Genomic DNA, 229 nt, shown 5'->3' with positions numbered 1-229 from the left:
TTGTTGACACTCGCAGGGCTTGATCAATGGCGAAGACCTCCGGTGTGGTGGAGGTGTCTAGGCTTCACCGCACAACGGAGGTCTTCGTGTCCCACCGTAATGCCCGATTGACCGTTCATGGCAGGCGGCCGCTGGTCGAGCGGGTCCGTCTTGGCCGTCCGGTCGCGCATGTCGCGGCCGAGATGGGCGTCTCACGGACCACCGCACACAAGTGGCTCCGACGGTTCGC

General features: G+C 64.2%; 1 protein-coding gene. It reads left to right on the top strand.

The features are described 5' to 3' along the window. Positions 1 to 86 precede the first annotated feature (86 nt). On the top strand, positions 87 to 229 hold a 143-nt coding region (locus tag IF20_RS38810), incomplete at its 3' end, for a helix-turn-helix domain-containing protein (protein WP_199896946.1).

Source organism: Streptomyces niger, from assembly GCF_000718305.1.
Classification (GTDB): domain Bacteria; phylum Actinomycetota; class Actinomycetes; order Streptomycetales; family Streptomycetaceae; genus Streptomyces; species Streptomyces niger.
The sequence above is the reverse complement of the archived record's forward strand: the minus strand, read 5'-3'. Positions and strand labels throughout refer to the sequence as shown.